Source organism: Rhodopirellula maiorica SM1 (assembly GCF_000346295.1).
In the GTDB taxonomy this organism is placed as follows: Bacteria; Planctomycetota; Planctomycetia; order Pirellulales; family Pirellulaceae; genus Novipirellula; species Novipirellula maiorica.
In genome coordinates, this window is sequence record NZ_ANOG01000953.1 from 1 (window position 1) to 14,017 (window position 14,017).

At 55.6% G+C, this 14,017-nt stretch carries 10 protein-coding genes; 7 read left to right on the plus strand and 3 right to left on the minus strand.

Annotated features, from left to right (window positions below; all coding sequences use genetic code 11):
- Positions 1-32: 32 nt before the first annotated feature.
- Positions 33-2,324: a S8 family peptidase gene (locus RMSM_RS30480; protein WP_008706576.1), complete on the minus strand. Its 2,292-nt coding sequence runs from the start codon at positions 2,322-2,324 to the stop codon at positions 33-35.
- A gap of 213 nt (positions 2,325-2,537) precedes the next feature.
- On the opposite strand from RMSM_RS30480, the gene RMSM_RS30485 reads away from it, so the two are divergent.
- The 7 genes from RMSM_RS30485 to RMSM_RS30515 all read left to right on the plus strand — a co-directional run bounded on the left by RMSM_RS30485 (position 2,538) and on the right by RMSM_RS30515 (position 10,759).
- Positions 2,538-3,248 carry a hypothetical protein gene (locus RMSM_RS30485; protein WP_040770304.1) on the plus strand — a complete coding sequence of 237 codons (711 nt, stop codon included), beginning with the start codon at positions 2,538-2,540 and terminating at the stop codon, positions 3,246-3,248.
- Between the two features lie 561 nt (positions 3,249-3,809).
- Positions 3,810-5,666, plus strand: coding sequence for a glutamine--fructose-6-phosphate transaminase (isomerizing) (gene glmS, locus RMSM_RS30490; RefSeq protein WP_008706581.1), 1,857 nt, complete (start codon positions 3,810-3,812; stop codon positions 5,664-5,666).
- A 66-nt stretch (positions 5,667-5,732) separates the two neighbouring features.
- Positions 5,733-5,930: a hypothetical protein gene (locus tag RMSM_RS30495; RefSeq protein WP_008706582.1), complete on the plus strand. Its 198-nt coding sequence runs from the start codon at positions 5,733-5,735 to the stop codon at positions 5,928-5,930.
- A 332-nt stretch (positions 5,931-6,262) separates the two neighbouring features.
- Positions 6,263-7,273, plus strand: coding sequence for an NAD-dependent epimerase (locus RMSM_RS30500; protein ID WP_008706584.1), 1,011 nt, complete (start codon positions 6,263-6,265; stop codon positions 7,271-7,273).
- A 204-nt stretch (positions 7,274-7,477) separates the two neighbouring features.
- Positions 7,478-9,322: an ExeA family protein gene (locus RMSM_RS30505; protein ID WP_040770305.1), complete on the plus strand. Its 1,845-nt coding sequence runs from the start codon at positions 7,478-7,480 to the stop codon at positions 9,320-9,322.
- A 130-nt stretch (positions 9,323-9,452) separates the two neighbouring features.
- Positions 9,453-9,875, plus strand: a complete 423-nt coding sequence (locus RMSM_RS30510) for a hypothetical protein (protein WP_008706588.1) — start codon at positions 9,453-9,455, stop codon at positions 9,873-9,875.
- Positions 9,876-10,006: 131 nt separating this feature from the next.
- Positions 10,007-10,759 carry a polyprenol monophosphomannose synthase gene (locus tag RMSM_RS30515; protein WP_008706590.1) on the plus strand — a complete coding sequence of 251 codons (753 nt, stop codon included), beginning with the start codon at positions 10,007-10,009 and terminating at the stop codon, positions 10,757-10,759.
- Here the strand turns inward: RMSM_RS30515 and RMSM_RS30520 are convergent.
- Both RMSM_RS30520 and RMSM_RS30525 read right to left on the minus strand, forming a co-directional pair.
- Positions 10,745-12,226: a hypothetical protein gene (locus RMSM_RS30520; RefSeq protein ID WP_008706592.1), complete on the minus strand. Its 1,482-nt coding sequence runs from the start codon at positions 12,224-12,226 to the stop codon at positions 10,745-10,747. The genes RMSM_RS30515 and RMSM_RS30520 overlap by 15 nt on opposite strands.
- Before the next feature lie 313 nt (positions 12,227-12,539).
- Positions 12,540-13,892, minus strand: a complete 1,353-nt coding sequence (locus RMSM_RS30525) for a PQQ-binding-like beta-propeller repeat protein (RefSeq protein ID WP_040770308.1) — start codon at positions 13,890-13,892, stop codon at positions 12,540-12,542.
- Between the last annotated feature and the right edge of the window lie 125 nt (positions 13,893-14,017).

Here is a 14,017-nt window from a genome sequence, read left to right on the forward strand (position 1 = left end):
GCTTCCCAACTACCTACCTCAATCTGTCCTTTCTATTCCCCCAGCAAGGTGTCCGACACCTTTTCTGAGCCGAGCCATTCGAACACGGCTTGCGAGGCTTGGCGTTCGCGGCGGAGTCGTTCGTCGGCGTCGTCGCCGAGGATCATCGAGGCAAAGTTCAGCGATTGCGGGGCGATCGCGATCGGTTCGTATTGCTCGAATGCCTGCATCCGCTCGAATCCGCGTGCGATCCGGGTCGCACCGTCGCTGCCGGTCCACTGCAGCCGGTCGCTCGTTTGGTCCCATTGGCTGTTGGCGTCGTCGGCATAAATGTTCACGGTGTCGTTGCCCCCGCCGCTGGCGTAGGCGTCGACCGATTCGAAGCCCCGAGCACTGACCTGGTAACCTGGCCCGCTGATGATCGATCGGCTCGGCGAAACGCTCATCGTGTCGTCGCCATCGGAATCGTACAGCGTCGCCGTGTCGTTGCCGCCAGCGGTCGCGTAGGCATACACCCGCTCGAATCCATAGGCAGCTTGGAATGACGTTTCATTGCGAAGGCTGGTGAATTGAGGCCGAACCGCAAGCGTGTCATCGCCGACGGAATCATTCAAAAATGCGTGGTCGTCGCCACCCGCAGTGGCATGCACATAGATTCGCGAGACCTGGTTGATTTCAAATTGAAATCCGACGCCCGAAAGCTCCGTTTTGTCGGGACCGGATCGAAGGGTGTCGTCGCCGCTGGAATCGTACAGCGTCGCACGGTCCGATCCGCCACCGCCGTCAAACACGACCGACTCGACACCGCGAAACTCGATTGCAAAGGTGTTGGTCGACAAGCGGCTCGCCTCGCTGCCGGCGGATGGATACATCACCAACCGCTCGGCTTCGTCCGAACCGATAATGTGCAGTGAATCGGCACCTGCACCGACATCAATCACGATCGGGGTGGTCAGCGAATCGGTCGCGTCAAAGCGATAGATGTTCCCGCCGCTGCGAAGTTCGATTCCATCGGTCAGATCGAGTACAAACGATTCGTTGTCACTCGTCCCCGTGAAGTGAGTAATTTCAAATTCGGTTTGTTCCCCTTGCTCGTCTGGATCGTTTTCTGCAGGCCCGTTCGGTTCGATGGGATCGTTCGGCCCGTTCGGTTCGCTGGCGTCGGTGACTGGATCGGATGCAGCGATCTTCACCGCAGCCTGCAAATCGATGACGCTGTACGAGGCCCCGGTTTCGGCGTCGATTCGTGTTACGGTCGATTCTCGCAATCTGGCCAGAATGGCGTCGGGAGTGGGCTCGACGCCTTCATCGATCATCGATTGTCGCACCAGCATTGATGCCGCCGCGATTTGGGGCGTTGCCATGCTGGTCCCGTTCAGCGAGGCAAAGTCATTGACCTGTCCGTCCCAGCCGTAGACGTGATCGGGAACCGAGCTGTGAACCGATTCGCCGCTGGTTGCTAGCAAGCCATCGGCTCGCTGTGAGAACGAACTGAGATCGCCGAGATCGTTCACCGAGCCGACGGCGACCACGGCGTCACTGGCCGCCGGGTACATCAAGCTAGTGTCGGTGACCGAGTTTCCAAAAAAGTTTCCTGCCGCAGCAAACACCAGAATGCCGTCGTCGCGTAGCAGTTGTAATTCGTCTTCGAGCATCGACATCGCGTCGGCAAGGTTATCTGCGTTCAGCGCGGCTCCGACCGACAAGTTGACGGTCGTGATCGGCGACTCAAAGGCGTGTTGATTGTCGTGCACCCATTGAAGCGAGTCTTCGATCCAGCTCAGTTGCCCCATGCCGTCATCATCAAAGACACGCAGCGCGACGATGTCGGCGCCGGGGGCGACCCCTGAGAACGAGTCGGATTCCCCGGCCAACAATCCGGCAACATGCGTTCCGTGAAAACCGGCGGGTCCGTCGTCATAAGGGTTGTCATCGTTTTCGGCGAAATCCCAGCCTCCGACGACGCGGTATCCGGGACCAAATCCGCTCCCCAGCGCGACATGGTCCCACGCGACGCCGCTATCGATCACGGCGACCGTTTGGCCGCTGCCGTTGAGAACCGAATTCCCGGTGCTCGATTGGCTACGGATTTCGGCCGCTTGTTCGATTAGGTTGGGGGTTGCCAGTTCAGCGTCGGTCACCTGCGACGCATCCGCGGGTTCCGGTGGTGACGATAAGTCCGAGTTTACGGCCGCAGTCGGGTCGAGGGGATCGTCCGACAATCCGATGCTGAGCGCCTCGAGCAACAGATCACTGGGCAGACTTGCCGACAACGCCAATCGTTCTTCACACAGCTCGATGACGTCCTGTTCACCGATATCTTGATGGTGATCCGAGATTTTCATGAAGTTTTGCGGCCAAGAATGACGGATGAGGCAAACGAATTTGCGGAAAACAGCTAGTACAGAAACCCTAGGACGCAAACTCGACCACCATCGGTGCAACCGGACTTCTTGGCTCACAGATCGACTTCGCAGGTCGAATTCGCCGACACAATAAGAGAAGTCGTTACATCTGCACTCCGCGAACGCTCGATCTTTTCACGAGGCTGTCGTCCGATGCCACTGCGCAAACTATGGAATTCCATCTGTGGTCGAACCCACGGTGCCACCGAAAATGCCGCCGCTGCGGAATCTGCTGCACCGATGCCGCGTGAAACACGGCAGAGCGGCCAAGCTGTCAGCAATACGTCCAAATCGGCATCTGCCACGGCGTCCAAACACAGCGCGGCCGCAAAACCCGTTGCGTCGTCGGTTGCCGCCCAGCCCGCCGCCGCTAAACCCGCGCGAGGAATCTTGGGTTTCGGCAGCCGCAATGTCGAACCCGCGCTTTGCAAGCTGCTGAAACCGCTAAAAATCGGCTCACTATTGGAAGTCGGTGTCGATGACGGTGCTCGCGCTTTGGCAATTGTCGCAACGGTCCAAGCGTCCAATCCCGAGACCAAATTGCGTTATTGTGCGATCGATGCTTTCGAGATGGGCGAAGGACCTGTGACGCTGATGCAGTTCCATCAACGGGTACGCGGCGAAGGGGTCAGTCCTCAAATCTTTCCCGATTCGATCGACAACGGGCTGATTCGCGTTTGCCACACGATCGGACGCGTGGACGTGGTGGTGATCGGAGCGGCTACCGATAAATGGCAGAATCCAAACACCATCGCGATGCTGCGCCGCGTCTGCCATCCCGAAACGATTGTGTTCTACAGCGAGAACGGGAAATGGGAGCGATTTGCCGATACGACCGCTCCGGCAATTCGCAAAGCAGCCTAGCTAAAAAGTGGGATAGACTTCCAGTCTGTCATCATCCTCAGGCAGGCGAAAGGTACAGCTTGCGCACTGACAGGCTAGGATGCTAATCCGCACTGACAGGTTAGAAGCCTATCCTACGACCTAAACCGAAACTCTTGGTGAGTTTCGCTACGGAAAAACGTTAGTGTCCGGAGCGATTCGAACCGAACTTCGACAACTTAGCGGGCACCAACATGGGGGCAGTTGATTTCGCCATGGTGGGGTGATAAGTTGCCTTGTGGCTGCCTAAAGGTTGTCAGCGGCTCCTTTTGCCCGATCGATACATTTTGACTTTTCATTTGGTACCACCCGAACTATTTTGAGACTGCGTTTCGGTTCGGCAATTTGATTCCATTCTCCTTGCGATGCCGCTGCGAACTTAGCCTCGACTTGGAAAGGATTTTTGAACTAAGTTCAGAAAACTAATCACGATTTGCGTGTCATTGTGAGCGAATTCGGAATGCATGCGAGTCCATTTATCCGATACTCAAACACTCGAAATTTCGAGTGGCGTGGGACTGCCCTTCGCCAATAGGCAAACGTATGTGTGGAATAGTCGGTTACGTTGGAAGCGAAAACGCAGGTAGCTTCCTCGTCGACGGTTTGCGTCGATTGGAATATCGCGGGTACGACAGTGCAGGTGTCGCCATTTTTGGAGGCACGACCTTCAGTGTGACTCGGTCGGTCGGACGGATCGATGCACTCGCTTCGCAATTAGGGACGGTGCCCCCAGAGGGCACGCTGGGTCTAGGTCACACGCGATGGGCGACGCATGGGCCCGCGACGGTGGAAAATGCGCATCCTCATTTGGGCGGCGATGGCGAAGTCGCATTAGTGCACAATGGCGTGATCGAGAACTTTCAGGTTCTCAAGGACGAGTTGATTGCAAAGGGATACCAATTCGCTTCGGCCACCGACAGCGAAGTGATCGCCCATCTGGTCGCCGAAGGGCTAAAGAATACGCCGGAAACCTCTGGCCAACCCAATATCCGCTATCTGACCGCGGTCCAATGGGCGATTTCGCGACTTCGCGGCACTTACGGTTTGGCCATTGCGTTTCGTGATCGGCCTAACTTTATGATTGCCGCCCGATTTGGCAGCCCGTTGGTGATCGGAGTAGGCAAAGGCGAGTACTTTGTCGCCAGCGACGCGTCGCCATTGGTCGGACGTACGGACCGAATTGTTTATCTAGCGGACCACCAGATCGCCGTGCTGACCCCCGAGGGATTTTCGGTACTGCACCGCGACCAAGGCAAGGTACGCGTCGACATTCGGCCGCTGGAAACCGAGTCGGGCGAAGCCAGTTTGGAAGGCTTCGACCACTACATGTTGAAGGAAATCTATGAGCAACCCGAGGCACTTCGCAACGCGATGCGAGGCCGGCTGGACGACGAGAATGCGACTGCGGTCTTTGGTGGATTGAATCTGACACCGCAACAATTGCGAACCGTCGAGCGAATCATTTTGACCGGGTGCGGAACGAGTTGGCACTCGGCGCTAGTGGGTGAATATCTGATCGAAGACCTCGCCCGTATTCCGGTGAACGTCGAATACGCCAGCGAGTTGCGTTATCGAAATCCGCCGATCGAAAACAACACATTGGTGTTTGGAATTACGCAAAGTGGTGAGACCGCTGATACGTTGGCGGCACTGCGAGAAACGAAGCGAAAAGGGCATCGTGCCTTAGCGGTCTGTAACGTCGTCGGCAGCTCGATCGCTCAGGCCGCCGACGGAGGCGTCTACTTGCACGCCGGTCCCGAGATCGGAGTCGCCAGCACCAAGGCGTTTACTTCGCAATGCTGTGTGTTGGCAATGCTTGCGTTGTACTTTGGTCGATTGCGTCATCTCAGCTTCGAAAGCGGCAAGTCGATCATCGAAGATTTACGTCAGTTGCCCAATGCGGTCCAGCAAGCGTTGACGTGCAACGAGCAAGTGCGTGATGTGGCCAAGAAGTACCAAAACGCATCGACCGTTTTGTATCTAGGTCGTCAATACAATTTCCCCACCGCTTTGGAAGGGGCGCTTAAGTTAAAAGAGATCAGCTACATTCACGCCGAAGGTTATCCGGCGGCGGAAATGAAGCATGGTCCGATCGCATTGGTTGATGAAGAAACCCCGAGTGTGTTCATCATTCCTCGTGGCACCACGTACGACAAAGTGATGTCGAACATGGAAGAGGTCAAAGCTCGTGGCGGTCCCGTGATCGCGTTGGCGAGCGAAGATGACCCTCAAGTCCGAGCGGTCGCCGATGACGTGATTGCGGTGCCCCAAGTCACCGAATTTTTGCAGCCGATCGTGAATGTCGTGCCGTTGCAATTGTTGTCGTATCACATCGCGTTGCTGAGAGGATGCGATGTGGATAAACCACGAAACTTGGCAAAAAGTGTGACGGTAGAGTAACTCCCGATTTTCCTCCTTAGTCAAACACTCTTCTCCTCTTTCTCGATTGAATAAAAGAACGCAACCATGAAAAAAAATCGACTCAGCGACAATTCACGCAAAGCATTGATGATCAACATTGGTGAATCCGCAGGCAAAGAAGTAGCGGATTTGATCGCCCAAATGGCCGCCGAGATTGAAGAGCTTCGGCAGACCAAAGTCAGCGTGACTCGCATTGTGCCCGGCGTTCACGATTCCGTGGCGATGATCGAAGAACCCGTCTAGACATCCCCGCTGATAGACATCTCTGCCGATCGAAATGCGGGATACGCTTCGCGTTTTTCGAGTGTGAATTACGATCGGTGGTTTGCCTCTCGATTGATTTTGTCAGCCGACACAAGCGGCCGTTGATTGGGTTGCAGATCAAAACACAGCTTTGTCCATGGGCTATAAGGCAGCGTGTATCGCCCCACGACCGGTCGCCTACGCGTCACGGATGACGAGATCAATTGTGTCGCTCGCGACAGCTCCGCGTATGCATCTGCTATTCTAGGCTCCGTTTCGCCTCGCCCTCCCCCTCTCCTGCTTCCTTTCTGATCTGTGAATCCGATTCCTTCATGAGCACTTACCTTGTCACCGGTACCGCCGGATTCATCGGTTATCATCTCGCTTTACGACTGTTGAAGCAGGGTGTCGATGTCGTTGGCATCGACATCGTCAATGACTACTACGACGTTCAATTGAAACGCGACCGACTCGCTCAGTTGCTGGATTTTGACAACTTCACTCCCATCGAATCGGACCTTGCGGATACCGACGCGGTGATAAACGTGTTTCGCAAGCATGACTTCAGCCGTGTGGTGCACTTGGCTGCCCAAGCGGGCGTTCGTTACTCGCTCGAAAACCCTCATGCGTACGTGACAAGCAATGTCGTCGCGTTCATGAACGTGCTCGAAGCTTGCCGTCACGCCAAGACACCACACTTGACCTACGCCAGCAGCAGCAGCGTATATGGCGGGTGCACTCAAATGCCATTCTCGGTGCATGACCGAGTCGATCATCCGCTCAGTTTGTATGCGGCGACGAAGAAAGGGAACGAGTTAACCGCGCACACCTACAGTCATCTCTACGATCTGCCGACGACGGGGCTGCGTTTCTTCACCGTCTATGGACCTTGGGGACGACCCGACATGGCGTTGTTTTTGTTCACCAAAGCGATTTTGGAGGGCAAGCCCATCAATGTCTTCAATCACGGCAAGATGCAGCGTGATTTTACCTACATCGACGACATCGTCGAAGGCGTGCATCGAGTGTCCGAACAGATCGCAAAACCCAATCCGAACTGGGACAGCGACAACCCCGATCCGGCTACCAGCAAAGCGCCTTACCGAGTCTTTAATATCGGCAACAACCAACCCGTCCAGCTTGCTCATTTTATCGAAGTGATCGAGGACGCGATTGGCACCAAGGCGGTCAAGAACATGATGCCGATGCAGCCAGGAGACGTCCCGGCCACCTATGCCGACGTCGAAGCGTTAGAAGAAGCGGTTGGATTTCGCCCCAAAACGTCGATCGAAACGGGCGTCAAAGCATTCGTCGATTGGTACCGCGGCTACTACCAAGTCTAAACGGGGCCAACTTTTCTCGGACTTCTCTTCCGATTGGGTTTAGGATTTGTAACGGTTATGTCGATCCTAGTGATTAGATGCATTGCCCTGCTCGGTGATTTTTGGTTCTAAAGGGGCAGTGCGTCACAAAGAAGCTGTTAAAGCCGCGGTACTAGCAAATCGCAAACGCTTCAACGCCCCCTCGAAACAAGAAGTTCTCGACCCATGCAACGCCCCGATCCACAATACGTGACTCCACCGTTTCCAGCATTTCCAAGTGTTTCACGGTACGTTCCGCTTGGTTCGATCGCCGACGCCATGACTCGCGTCTGCCGTAGTGTGGATGCACGCGAGGGTGTCTCGCTGGTCGTCGGACCTCCCGGCACCGGCAAGTCGTTGCTTTGTTCGCTGCTGGTCGATCGCTATCGTCAAACTCACGACGTCGTGATCCTGGGCGAAACCCCGATCGATACGCGATCGGCTTACTTGCGTCACCTGCTGCATCATCTTGGCGCCGATTACCGCGGTATCGCCGATGCCGATCTGCAATTGGCCTTGGTCGACCGTGTCTGTGACAACGATCCGCCTAACGATGGGCTGTTGATCATCGTCGATGAAGCCCAGGCGCTCAGCGCCGAAGTGCTCGAGGCGATCCGCATGTCAACGAACATCCAAAGCGGCGGACAACCTCGCGTGTTTGCCGTCGTTGTGGGTGGCGTCCGGCTTGATGACACGCTTGCCGCGCCGTCGATGGAACCGTTCTCGCAGCGGATCGCCGCCCGTTGCTACTTGCACCCCATGAACGCGGACGAAACCCGTCACTACATCTCTGAAACGATCCAGTGCTGTGGTGCCGATCCTGCGTCGACGATTACCGACGAAGCTCTCGCCGCAGTGCACCATGCATGCTGTGGCGTACCACGTTTGGTCAACCAGATCATGACCGAAGCGATTGATATTGCTGAAGCCGCCGACGAGTCGTTGATCACCGAAAACACCATCGATCGTGCCTGGGCTCAACTGCAACAACTGCCAAGCCCGATGATCGAGTCGCCGGCGGTTAAACAGGAAGGAGCGCCGGTCGAATTTGGCGAGCTCGACGAACTGGATTCCAACCCACTAGCGAACATCGCTGCCCGAGGCGACGTCGACGAAGCCGATGCGTCGATTGCAGAAGAATGTGAAACCGATAGCGACGTTTCCTGTGAAGACACGGATGAGGTTTCCACGGATTCCGATGCATCGGGTGACCTGCAAGACTTGGTCGCTTCGACAATGCGAGAAAACATGCTCAGTGCTGAGTTGTTTGCCGACGGCGTTGGCGAGAACAAGGTCAAGGGCGAGACTCAGTATCATTCGCTCGTGTCGTTCCCGGTTTCGAAAGTCAATAGCCTTGCCGAACGCCGCGTCACGGTCAAAGACCCCAGCGTGATCTTTGGCGAGTTTGATGACGAAGAAGAGGTGAGTCTGAAAGGTACTGCGAACACGGTCGCTCCGATCGCGGACCAACCTCCGGCTACTCAGCCGGTTGCATCACAGCCTGTCGCATCGCAATCCATCGAAGTGGAATGCGAACAAGATGAAACGATTGAAATTGATGCCGCAGCAACACATTCGGGCGATGCGTATTGCTCGGACAATCGTTGTGATGACCTCGAATCGATGCTGCATCAAGAGATCATTGGAATCGCCGACATGGCATCCAGCGCCAACTACTTGGCACTTCACGAAGCATCGGATCCGCAGTGGACCGAATCGCAACACGATGAAGTGGCGGATCTGGAATTGATCGCGGACGAAGTCGAAGAATCGCCTGCCACATTGCAATTGAATCGTGACGACGACGCGGGCAGCGACGATTCATGTGAACCCGAAAACTATATTCGCACGGATCTCTCGGAAGGCTCGTTGCGATTGACCGTTCGTGATGACAGCGATTTGTTGGTCATCGAAGAGGATGTCGATCTATCGCGCTCACCAAAATCCACCTATTTGGATCGCAACGAAAGCGAAGTTTCGGTCGACTTTCACAGCATGCTACAGCGGATGCGAACTGGCAGCGATGCCTAATCCGACGCGTTCGTTTTGCAGTTGTGTTGTTCTGCGTCGTCCAGGCCCAAGGCCCAGCCATTTCTCTGGCTCGGACCCCACGGGCCGGGTAATCGATGCCTGTCTCTTGTTTCGTCGATCTTGCCACATCATGATGTCGCTCTCTCAAATTGCTCAGTGGATGATTCGGATTCGTCAGCAAGAAGAGCGGACGCCGGCATTGGTGCTGCCAGAGCGTTTTGGCTTGCGATCGTCGTTTTATGATTCGCTTGGCAACGCGTTTGTGGACGCGGGAATTCACCAAGTGCGATTCGACGTTCTGCGTCCGATTGGCGGGCTTTGGCAAGCGACGACCAATCGCCTGTTTGCGTATCAGGCACGCCAAATCAATCGTGTTCTCGCCCGCGGCAATGCAAATGGGCGTCACATCCACTTGGCATGGACCGCCGCGATCGCTCGCCCCACGCAGAACGGTTCGCACCTGTTGTCAACGTTCGTGGTGGGAATCGCCACCACCTCGGACACGTTGCCATCCTGGATCGTTCCGATCGGAATTTCAGAATCGATGGCGTAGCAGGGTCGCAAATTGACCCAGCAACGCTACAATCTGTGTTGGAAATTTCACGGGTGACCGGTCCCAAAACTCTGATTCGAGGGACGTTTGTCTGCCTGGTTCGTCCCTCACTGCCCCCTTTGTAATCACCGTTGTCCGAAGCCGCTAACCCTTCATCGAATCCTGCTGCGGATCGTCGCTGCCGCGTGATGGTCGGTGTGTGTACGTACAACGAAGCCGCAAATATAGCGGCGATGATCGAGCGATTGCGTGCGTCGTTGCCCGAAGCGGATTTGTTGATCGTCGACGACAACTCGCCGGATGGTACCGCGGCGATCGCGTCCGACTTGGCTGGTGTGGATCCACAGGTCCGCGTCACGGTTCGCGAACATGAACGGGGCCTTGGCAGTGCGATTCGTTGTGCGATGTCGGATGCCATTGAGCATTCGTATGACTACTTTTTGAATCTCGACGGGGATCTCAGCCATGACCCCGCCCAATTGCCGGCGTTGCTGGATCGCGCGATCGAAAACGCAAAAATCGATGTCGTCGTCGGTTCGCGTTATGTTGTCGGCGGCGAGATCGTCGGATGGCCGTTACGTCGGCGGATCATGAGCCGCATGGTCAATGCGTTTGCCACGCTCTGTTTGCGTCTGCCGGTCAAAGATTGCAGCGGTTCGATGCGATGCTACCGAGTCGATTCGCTGCGTCAATTGAATCTTGGTGATTGGAATTGCCGAGGTTACGCACTGCTCGAAGAGTTGCTTGTGTTGTTGGATCGTCGTGGTGCCATGATGGCCGAAGTTCCGATCACCTTTACCGAGCGGCAACAAGGCCAAAGCAAGTTGACGTTTCGCGAGGCCGCCCGTTCGGCGTTCCAGATCTTTCGCTTAGCGTTCAAGTGATCCCGTTTCGCCTTGAATGATCGCTTCGAATGCCGCGATCGTATTGGCGTCTCCTAGCCGAGTCAGATTTTCTCGCAGGATGACATCTTCGGCGGTACGAATGAAACGTTCGTACTTCACCAATTTCTCGCGATCGCTCAAGCTGTTTTGATTCGCATCGGCAAGCTCGCGATACTTGGCGTAATCGGGATGCGACTGGATCGCATGGATAAAGTCATCGCTACGATGGGTCATCAACTCGATCCCGATCGGGTTCAGTGGGTTAGCCAATGCTGGCCATTTGCCACGCAAGTCATTTGCGATTTTGCGTCGCAGCGATGCACTGCTGTCGGTGCTTGTCGGCCGTGATCGTCCACGTCCGCGGGGACGACGTTCGTTCTTCTTGCGTTCCGCAGCCTCGAAGCGATGTTCACCCTCGAGTTCCAGTTGCGCCGACAATCCCTCCAGCACGGCACGGTCCGCAGGGGTGGCAAACTTCAGCAGTTCGCTGTACTCCAGGTCACGCGGAAGCAAATCGGGATGTTGGTCGTCTTGAAAACCACTCTCTTCGCCCAGGAATTCTCCGGAGGTTTTGATCGGCAAATCGATCGTGTCACTTTTCAGGATGGTGTAAGCGTGGGCTTCTTCGAACGATATCACACCATCGTTGTCGTAGTCGGGCGGTTCGACAGGTTGGTTCAGTCGCGTTCGTCCCGCGATTGCTTCCCAGAAATAGGTGCTGTATTCGACGTACGAAGCTTCGTCGATATCGGGCGTGCATCCGGCGGCCGGCCGGTCATGGACGGTGGCAAAGAAGCCGCTTCGTTTCTGCGACGAACGCCCTTTGTCAGGATCCCCTTCGTTGTACACCAGTCGGGCAAAACCGCCTGCATGGCATTGCACCATGATCGTCACCACGCTGACTCCCTCGGGCAATTGGTCCAGCATTTTGGACAGCTCGCTGACGGTGATTTTGCTGTGGTTCCACAACGAGATCGAAGTGTTGTAGGGTTGATTGCGAGTCTGGCTTTCGCTGCCGTGGGCGGTGACGTACAGCAGCAATCGGTCACCTTTTGCCATCGTCGAACCGACATCATCAAACCATGCCTGGATATTTTTCGGTGACGTGGAACCGCGGACATTGTCGATTTGATGGTTGCGATAGGACAGTCCGAGATCGCGTTGACTTCCGAAAAACTCGGCCATCAATTGATTCGCCCTGGGGATCGATGTGCGATCGATCACTTGCAGGTCATCGTCAGGATGGTCACCATCGGAAAAGTAGATGTCGTTCTCGTTTTCATCGAGTCCATGATTCTTCAGTAGTCGCTGAAAGAACAGTACATTGCGTTCGAGCGACGCTTGGTTACCCGAAGGCGAGTAACCGCCGCCAATGGTTAAGAAATAATCGACTGCGGACGCCGTTGTTGCAGACGATGAAGCAGCGAGAAGCAGAGCAGCCAAACCGGCACGACGCAGACGTTTCATGCAATGAATTCCAAGTGGGGACACGATACCGATCGATGATTATTTTCTTTGTAGCGAAAGTCGCGAAGACTTTCGTCCACCCTTGCCCCGCCGAACCTCGTGACGGCTTGTTGATTTAGTGAGCCGCGACGCGTTAGCGGCCGGGTCCGGCGCATTACTCGAGGTCTCACGGCCAACGGCGTCTCACGGCCAACGGCTCACCAATGCAATCTACATTTCGATTAAACCGACAAGCTGTTGACGAGTTCCGCCACGAAAAAACATTTATGAATCGACAGTCTGCGAGCCAATTCCAGATTAGATCGCTCCGGATTTAAGGTTTGGCCAAATCAATCGCCACCAATTCTTTGTCATTTCGCACGTAGGCTGTTTGGTTGGCATAGGCGGGATGGCTCCATACGACCTTGCGTCCAAACGCGGTTTGTGTGGGCTCGACCACCTTCATTTGTCCTCGCGAGTGATACCCGTCGGCGTCCATGTCCGCGATCGAAAAATGGCCGTCTTCGCCAAACAAAAAGTAGTGGCCGCTAGCCGTATGCCGTGTAACGAATACGGTTCCGGCAGGCAGTTTTCGTTTTTGCTCGGGGCGAACCGGTTCATAGGTTTGCCAAACTCGCTCGCCGTCTGCAACCTTTGCAGCAACTAGGGCGCCTAACGATTCATCCGTTCCGAACATCAATCCATCGTGAATCACGGGAGTCATCGTGGAAACGCTCAGCGACATTTTTGGCGCACCGGCCCAAACTTCCGTCACCGCAGGCTTGTCGGCATCAAGTTTCAACATCAGCGATTTGTCTTTGATGCCGCTGGCAAACAAGTACTCGCCGCTGTGCTGAGGTTGGCTGATCGACATGCCGTAATCGGGAATCAACGGGACGGTCCAATAAGTTTCGCCCGTTTTCGGATTCAGTGATGCTATCGCATGCGGATGCCAAGCAATCAGCTGAGTCGTTCCGCCCGCTTGGATGATCGAAGGCGGGCAATAGCCAGCATCCGTGCTCGACAGAGACTTCCATTTCACTTTGCCCGTGTTGCGGTCAAACGCGACGACGGCTTGATCAGTGCCACCAACCATCGTCACGACCATGTCGTCGGTGACAAGCGGATGCGCAGCGAATCCCCAGGTGGGAACAGGGGCATTAAATTGTTCAGGCAAATTGATGTGCCATTTGACGTTTCCGCTTTCTGCATCCAGCACCGCCAGGTCACCCTGCGCCCCTAGGATGGCGACCACTCCGTCGACGACCGTCGGTGTCGCTCGCGGGCCGGCGGGATAGCTGATTCGGTAGCTACATGGATACTCATATTTCCAAATTTGATCGCCGTTGGTGGCGTCAAGACAGCGTAGACGCTCGATCCCTTCAAGTTTCGGCTTCGTTCCGGGATCCTCAACTAGCGTCCCCTTGGTGCGTTGGTAATCCATCACATAGATGCGATCGCCGACGACAGCGGGGCCGGCATAGCCACCGTCGACGGGGACACGCCATTTGATCGGCAGTCCGTCAGTGGGAATCGATTCGACGAGTCCGGTCTCGTTGTAATTGCCATCACGCGTCGGCCCCATCCACTGTGGCCAATCGTCCGCGGTCGCCACGTTCGTGCTTAGACCAATCGCGGTAAGCATCAACAGGGATCGAATCGTTTTCGAGGCGGTGTCGAGCATCATTGCATCGGGTCCAATGGGGGAAGTGCAAAGCGGAGGCGTGAAGATCAATCGCGAGAGGAAAGCGACTCGGTCGAACGTCAGCGACATTCTAAGCGAAAACAGCAACGATGGCGGCAAAACAGGCC

Coding starts and splice junctions, on each gene's coding strand:
- RMSM_RS30485 (WP_040770304.1), top strand. CDS start 2,538: ATGCCACTGCGCAAACTATGGAATTCCATCTGTGGTCGAACCCACGGT.
- RMSM_RS30510 (WP_008706588.1), top strand. CDS start 9,453: ATGATGTCGCTCTCTCAAATTGCTCAGTGGATGATTCGGATTCGTCAG.
- RMSM_RS30495 (WP_008706582.1), top strand. CDS start 5,733: ATGAAAAAAAATCGACTCAGCGACAATTCACGCAAAGCATTGATGATC.
- RMSM_RS30505 (WP_040770305.1), top strand. CDS start 7,478: ATGCAACGCCCCGATCCACAATACGTGACTCCACCGTTTCCAGCATTT.
- RMSM_RS30480 (WP_008706576.1), bottom strand. CDS start 2,324: ATGAAAATCTCGGATCACCATCAAGATATCGGTGAACAGGACGTCATC.
- glmS (WP_008706581.1), top strand. CDS start 3,810: ATGTGTGGAATAGTCGGTTACGTTGGAAGCGAAAACGCAGGTAGCTTC.
- RMSM_RS30525 (WP_040770308.1), bottom strand. CDS start 13,892: ATGATGCTCGACACCGCCTCGAAAACGATTCGATCCCTGTTGATGCTT.
- RMSM_RS30520 (WP_008706592.1), bottom strand. CDS start 12,226: ATGAAACGTCTGCGTCGTGCCGGTTTGGCTGCTCTGCTTCTCGCTGCT.
- RMSM_RS30500 (WP_008706584.1), top strand. CDS start 6,263: ATGAGCACTTACCTTGTCACCGGTACCGCCGGATTCATCGGTTATCAT.